The 5,269-nt window shown below is 71.1% G+C and carries 6 protein-coding genes; 4 read left to right on the top strand and 2 right to left on the bottom strand.

Going from position 1 to position 5,269, the window contains the following annotated elements; genetic code table 11:
- Positions 1–52 precede the first annotated feature (52 nt).
- Positions 53–1,654 (bottom strand): FAD-dependent oxidoreductase, encoded by a 1,602-nt coding sequence (locus AB1578_20550; protein MEW6490286.1) that lies wholly within the window; start codon positions 1,652–1,654, stop codon positions 53–55.
- A gap of 12 nt (positions 1,655–1,666) precedes the next feature.
- Complete coding sequence (gene asd / locus AB1578_20555; protein MEW6490287.1) at positions 1,667–2,782, bottom strand: aspartate-semialdehyde dehydrogenase; 1,116 nt, start codon at positions 2,780–2,782, stop codon at positions 1,667–1,669.
- A 680-nt stretch (positions 2,783–3,462) separates the two neighbouring features.
- Between asd and AB1578_20560 the strand changes: the two genes are divergently transcribed.
- From AB1578_20560 to AB1578_20575, 4 genes are all read left to right on the top strand, one after another.
- The gene (locus AB1578_20560) at positions 3,463–3,729 is read left to right on the top strand and encodes a type II toxin-antitoxin system Phd/YefM family antitoxin (protein MEW6490288.1); all 267 of its coding nucleotides are present in this window, start codon (positions 3,463–3,465) and stop codon (positions 3,727–3,729) included.
- Between the two features lie 9 nt (positions 3,730–3,738).
- The gene (locus tag AB1578_20565) at positions 3,739–4,053 is read left to right on the top strand and encodes a type II toxin-antitoxin system RelE/ParE family toxin (protein ID MEW6490289.1); all 315 of its coding nucleotides are present in this window, start codon (positions 3,739–3,741) and stop codon (positions 4,051–4,053) included.
- Between the two features lie 347 nt (positions 4,054–4,400).
- Positions 4,401–4,643 (top strand): DUF4351 domain-containing protein, encoded by a 243-nt coding sequence (locus AB1578_20570; GenBank protein MEW6490290.1) that lies wholly within the window; start codon positions 4,401–4,403, stop codon positions 4,641–4,643.
- A gap of 65 nt (positions 4,644–4,708) precedes the next feature.
- The gene (locus AB1578_20575; GenBank protein ID MEW6490291.1) at positions 4,709–5,077 is read left to right on the top strand and encodes a hypothetical protein; all 369 of its coding nucleotides are present in this window, start codon (positions 4,709–4,711) and stop codon (positions 5,075–5,077) included.
- The last annotated feature ends 192 nt before the right edge of the window (positions 5,078–5,269 follow it).

Below are 5,269 nucleotides of genomic sequence, written 5' to 3' on the forward strand. Positions count from 1 at the left end.
GGGGGGTGCCCTTATCCCACGTCCGCCGCCCGGAAAGCCGCCGGAAGCCCCTTCACCCCTCGGCGGGCGCCGGGGCCGGCTGGAACCGGAAGTCCGGCTCCCCGCCGCCTCCTCGGCGCACCCGCAGCGAACCGAGCCACCTGCCGCCGGGCTCCGGCCAATCGCTCCGAAAGTGGGCACCCCGCGACTCCTCCCGGCGCAGGGCCGCCTCCAGGACGAGCCGGCTCACCGCCAGCGGCGACACCTCGTGCCAGGCCCCGGCACCCAAGGCCGCGAGCTCCCGCCACCGGGCGAGGCCCTGGGCCAGCCCCTCCCCGGACCGCTCGATGCCCGCGCGCTCCCAGAGCAGTTCCCGAACCGCCAGGGTGATGGCCCTTTCGCCGCCCGCCGCGCCCTCGGCAACGCAGGGGAGCTCCCGGCTGCGCCATCCTCCCGGGGCGCCGCCCCCCTGTGCCTCTCGCGCCGCCGACCGTCCCGCGATCCGGCCCAGCACCAGCGCCTCCGTGAGGGCGTTTCCCCCCAGGCGGTTCGCCCCGTGGAGGCCTCCGGCGACCTCGCCCGCCGCAAACAGCCCTGGCACGGTGGTGGCGCAGGCCGCGTCCACCGTGACGCCCCCCATGCAGAAGTGGGCGGCCGGCGCCACCCGGACCGGCTGGCGGCGGGGGTCGAGTCCCCGCCGGCGCAGCGCGTCCCAGACCTCCGGGTAGGCCTGGAGTGCCTCGGGGGCCACGCCCGAGAGGTCGAGCCAGACACCATTCCCTTCGTTCCCCCGATCCCGCGCAAGCTCCCCCAGGATGGCCCGGCTCATGGCGTCGCGGGTCACCCCCGCCTCGCCCCCCGGGGCCGCATGCTCCAGGAAGCGCTCCCCCAGGTGGTTTCGCAGCACCGCCCCTTCGCCGAAGAGGGTGGTGGGGACGACCCCCCGGATGGGCCAGAGGGCCACGGTGGGGTGGAACTGGACGAACTCCAGATCCCGAAGCTCCGCCCCGGCCCGGTAGGCCAGGGCCAGCCCGTCCCCGGTCACGTCGGCGGCGTTGTCGGAGCGGGCATAGAGGCGGCCCGCGCCGCCGGTGGCCAGGACCACCGCGCCCGCCGCCGCCTCGAGGGGCCCCTCGGGGCTGTCGATCCGGGCCCCGGCCGCCCTTCCCCACCGCACCCGCAGCTCCCGGGCCGCGCCGAGGGCGAAACCCACGCCCTCGCGGTCTGCGGCCTCGGCCAGCGGCCGGGTGAGGGAGAGGCCGCCCACGGTGGAGGGGAGGCCCGTTCGCACGGTGGCGATGGTGCGGGGAGCCGAGTGGCCGGGATTGGAGCGGACGAGGAGCGCCCCGTCCCGGGTCTGGAAGCAGACCCCCAGGGCCTCGAGAAAGGCCGTCAGCTCCCGGCTGCCCCGCGCCGCGGCGCCGGCGAGCGCCGGCTCGCCGATGCCGGCGCCTCCCCGCAGGGTGTCCCGGACGAAGGAGGCCTCCGTGTCGCCGGGGGAAAATACCCCCGAGAGATTGCACGCCGCCAGGATCGAATTGCCGCTGCGTCCCGGAGGGTGCCGCGCCGCCAGGAGCACGTCGCACCCCGCCCTCCGGGCCTCCAGGGCGGCGGCGAGGCCCGCCAGGCCTGCCCCCAGGACGAGGACGTCCGCCTCCCGGACCGGAGTCCCCACGGCCCGCTCCCCCTACCCCAAATGTTCCAACACGATGCGCAGCACCCGGCGCAGGGGCTCGGCCGCGCCCCACAGGAGCTGGTCGCCCAGGGTGAAGGCCGCCAGATACTCGGGCCCCATCTTCATCTTGCGGAGCCTCCCCACGGGCACCTCCAGGGTCCCGGAGACCGCCGCGGGGGTCAACCGGGCCAGGGTGGAGGCCTTGTCGTTGGGCACCACCCGCACCCACTGGTTGGCCGACGCCAGGATCGCCGTCACCTCGTCCAGGGGCACGTCCCGGGTGAGCTTCACCGTGAGCGCCTGGCTATGGCAGCGCATGGCGCCCACCCGAACGCACAGCCCGTCCACGGGGATGGGCTGCCGGGTGCCGAGGATCTTGTTGGTCTCGGCGTAGCCCTTCCACTCCTCCCGGGTCTGGCCGCCCTCCACGAGCCGGTCGATCCAGGGGATGAGGCTCCCGGCCAGGGGGGCGCCGAAGGCCTCGGTGGGCATGCGCCCGCTTCGCAGCTCCCGGGTCACCAGGGCGTCGAGCTCCAGGGCCGTGGTCGCGGGGTCGGCGCGGGCCTCCCGGGAGGCGTCGCTCAGGGCCGCCATCTGGGCCACCAGCTCGACCATGTTCTTGGCGCCGGCACCGGAGGCTGCCTGGTAGGTCATGGAGCTCATCCACTCCACCAGCCCCTCCCGGAAGAGCCCCGCCAGCGCCATGAGCATGAGGCTCACGGTGCAGTTGCCCCCCACGTAGGTCCGGATGCCCCGGGCCAGCCCCCCGTCGATCACCCCGCGGTTGACCGGGTCGAGCACGATGATGGCGTCGTCGCGCATCCGCAGGGTCGAGGCCGCGTCGATCCAGTACCCGGACCAGCCCTTCTGGCGCAGCCCATCGTAGACGGCCTGGGTGTAGTCGCCCCCCTGGCACGAGACCACCACGTCCAGGGACGCCAGGGTCTCCAGGTCGCCGGCGTCCGCCAGGGGCGCCGTTGCGAGCCCCACGTCGGGCCCCGGCTGCCCCACCTGGGAGGTGGAGAAGAAGAGCGGCTCGAATCCGTGAAAATCCCCTTCGGCCCCCATGCGCTCCAGGAGCACCGAACCCACCATCCCCCGCCACCCGACGAATCCGACCCTGCGCATCGCCTCTGCTCCTGTGGGCGCCCGCGGCGCCGGCCGCGCCCCATGGCCCCGAGGGGCCCGCGGGCACGAAAAAAGGGCCGCCGAAGCCGGCAGCCCGCGTCCTCGTCCTGTGCCCGCCATTCTGGCACTGCTGCCCCACCCGATGCAATGCCGCGGCGCGGCGGGCAACGCTCCCGTGTGCCAGCGTCCGTCCGGAATCTGGAAGAGATCCTTGACCGAGGCAGGGGGGATCGCAGTATCGACGAAAAAGGCCCGTTTTGCCCAAGGGCGCAAAGAGCGCCAGGCGGACCTCTCCCCCTTCCACCGGGTCCGGCCTGCCACCCGTGCCTTTCTTTGCACCTTTGCGTCTTTGCGTGAGGCCGCCTTTCCCACCCCAAGCGCACCTCCTGCCCTAGAGGAGGACCAGAAAGACTCGTCTCACGCAAAGCCGCAAAGCCCGCCAAGCAGGGCTGGGCTACCCGTCACCCGTCAAGCTTCAAGCCTCACGTCCCCCGGAATCCGCAACTGGGAACCGAGAACCGGGAACCGGGAACGCCACCCGCAGCACCCGTCCCCCGTCCCCCGTCCCCCGTCCCCCGTCACCCGTCAGGCGATGGATCCGTGCAAGCCCCAGCCCTTGACGACGGGGCCGGGCGCCGCTAGTTGACCAGCATTCTGGTCGCCTTGAATCGAGGTCTGCCATGAAAACCCTGTCCTTGTCGGAAGCGAAAATGAAGTTGAGCGCCCTCGTGGATTCGGTGAGAGACACGGACCAGGAGGTCGTGATCACCAAGAACGGCGTTCCCGCCGCGGTGCTCGTGAGCCCCGACGAGTTCGAGAGCTGGCGCGAAACCATCGCCGTCCGGTTCGACCCTGCACTGATGGACGAGATCCGTGCGGGGCTTGAGGAGCTGCGCGAGGGCAGGGCCAAGATCTACACGCTCGAAGAGCTGTTCCAGGGCGAGTAGCGGGGGCCCGTGGCGCCAACGTCCGCGAATCGGTTCCTGCGCGTCCCCGACCGGGTTGCGCGGTTGCTGCGCAGCCTCCACCCCGATCTTCGGCGCAGGGTCAAGGCCGCCCTCCAGCACATCCGCGACGAGCCCGCCGGCGGCAAACCCCTCCGAGACGAGCTGGCGGGCATGCGCAGTTACCGGGTTTCGCGCTTTCGGATCGTGTACCTGGAGACAGGGGACGGCGGCCTCGAACTGGTGGCCGTGGGCCCGCGGGGGACGATCTACGAGGAGACCTTCCGCCTGCTCCAGCTCCAACGTTCGCGACGGACCGACGAGTGAGGTGTGCCGCGGCAAGCGGTGTGAGGCTCATCGGAACGGAACCCCTGATCGACGAAGGGGGCGTGCTGGTGTTCCGGGGCGGGGGACCTTCCGGCCGCGGTTGCCGAGAGCCGAGAAGAGCGACTGAAGCCCAAGGTCCAGGACGCGAGTCGGAAAGACTCGTCTCACGCAACGCCGCAACGCCGCAAGGAAGGGCAACGCTCTCGTGCACTTACGATAGCAGCGCGCGATAGCAGCGCTCCAGACCCGCCTGGCGACGAGATCCTTCCTGTCAAAGCCCGGTTGAAGCTTCTTCGCGTTCCGGCAACGCGCCGCCTCCGTGGGCTGACGCTCAAACAAGCGATCTGATGGAGGTGAACGCCATGCTTGCGGAAAGAGTACAGGAGTGGACCGAACAGTGGAAACAACAGGGCTTGCAGCAGGGCTTGCAGGAAGGAGAGGCCAGCCTCCTCCTGCGGCTGGCCGAGCGTCGCTTTGGCGCGATTCCGGAAGATTTGCGGGCGCGCATTACGAGCGCCGATGCCGACACGATTCTGCGCTGGGGCGAGAACCTGCTCTCCGCCCGGAACCTGGAAGAGATCTTCGACTGAGGTGGGGGGGATCGCACGGAGATATCATCTTGCTCGGCGCGATATCACCTTCGGAGGCAGCGATCATGGTGCGCACCGTCATCGGGCTGGACCCGGAAGACAAGCAGTGGCTCGACGACAAGGCTCGGGAAGAACGGGTGCCCATGGCCGAGATTGTGCGGCGGGCCGTCCGCAGACTGCGCAGCGAATCCGAGATCGACCTCGCGGTCTGCGCGCCAACCGATCGCGGGCCGACGCGAGAAGGCTTCCCTTGCGGCAATCCGGAATCGAGCATTCGGAACCGAGAACTGGGAACCGGAAACCTGGCACCGGGAACGCGAAACGCAGCACTCGACCCCCGACCCCCGACAGCCTTCCCCCCGAACCGGGAACCGGGAGCTGGGAACCGGGAATGCCGTGCCCCGTTCCCCAAGGTGCTCGAGCGGAAGGGCTGATTTGTCAATTTGGCAACGTCCTCCATCCCCGTCCCGGGGCTTGCCGGGGGCTACCCGGCCGGGGCGCCGGCCGCCGCCGGTGGATCGAAGAGGGAGAGTTGGTCCCGCTGGCGCGGTATGGACGAGAGGCGGGTGGAAAGATCTTCCCGCGACACCACGTAGACGAACTCCTTGTTCCTGAGGTGGCTCACG

Source organism: Thermodesulfobacteriota bacterium, assembly GCA_040756475.1.
Taxonomy (GTDB): Bacteria; Desulfobacterota; Deferrisomatia; order Deferrisomatales; family JACRMM01; genus JBFLZB01.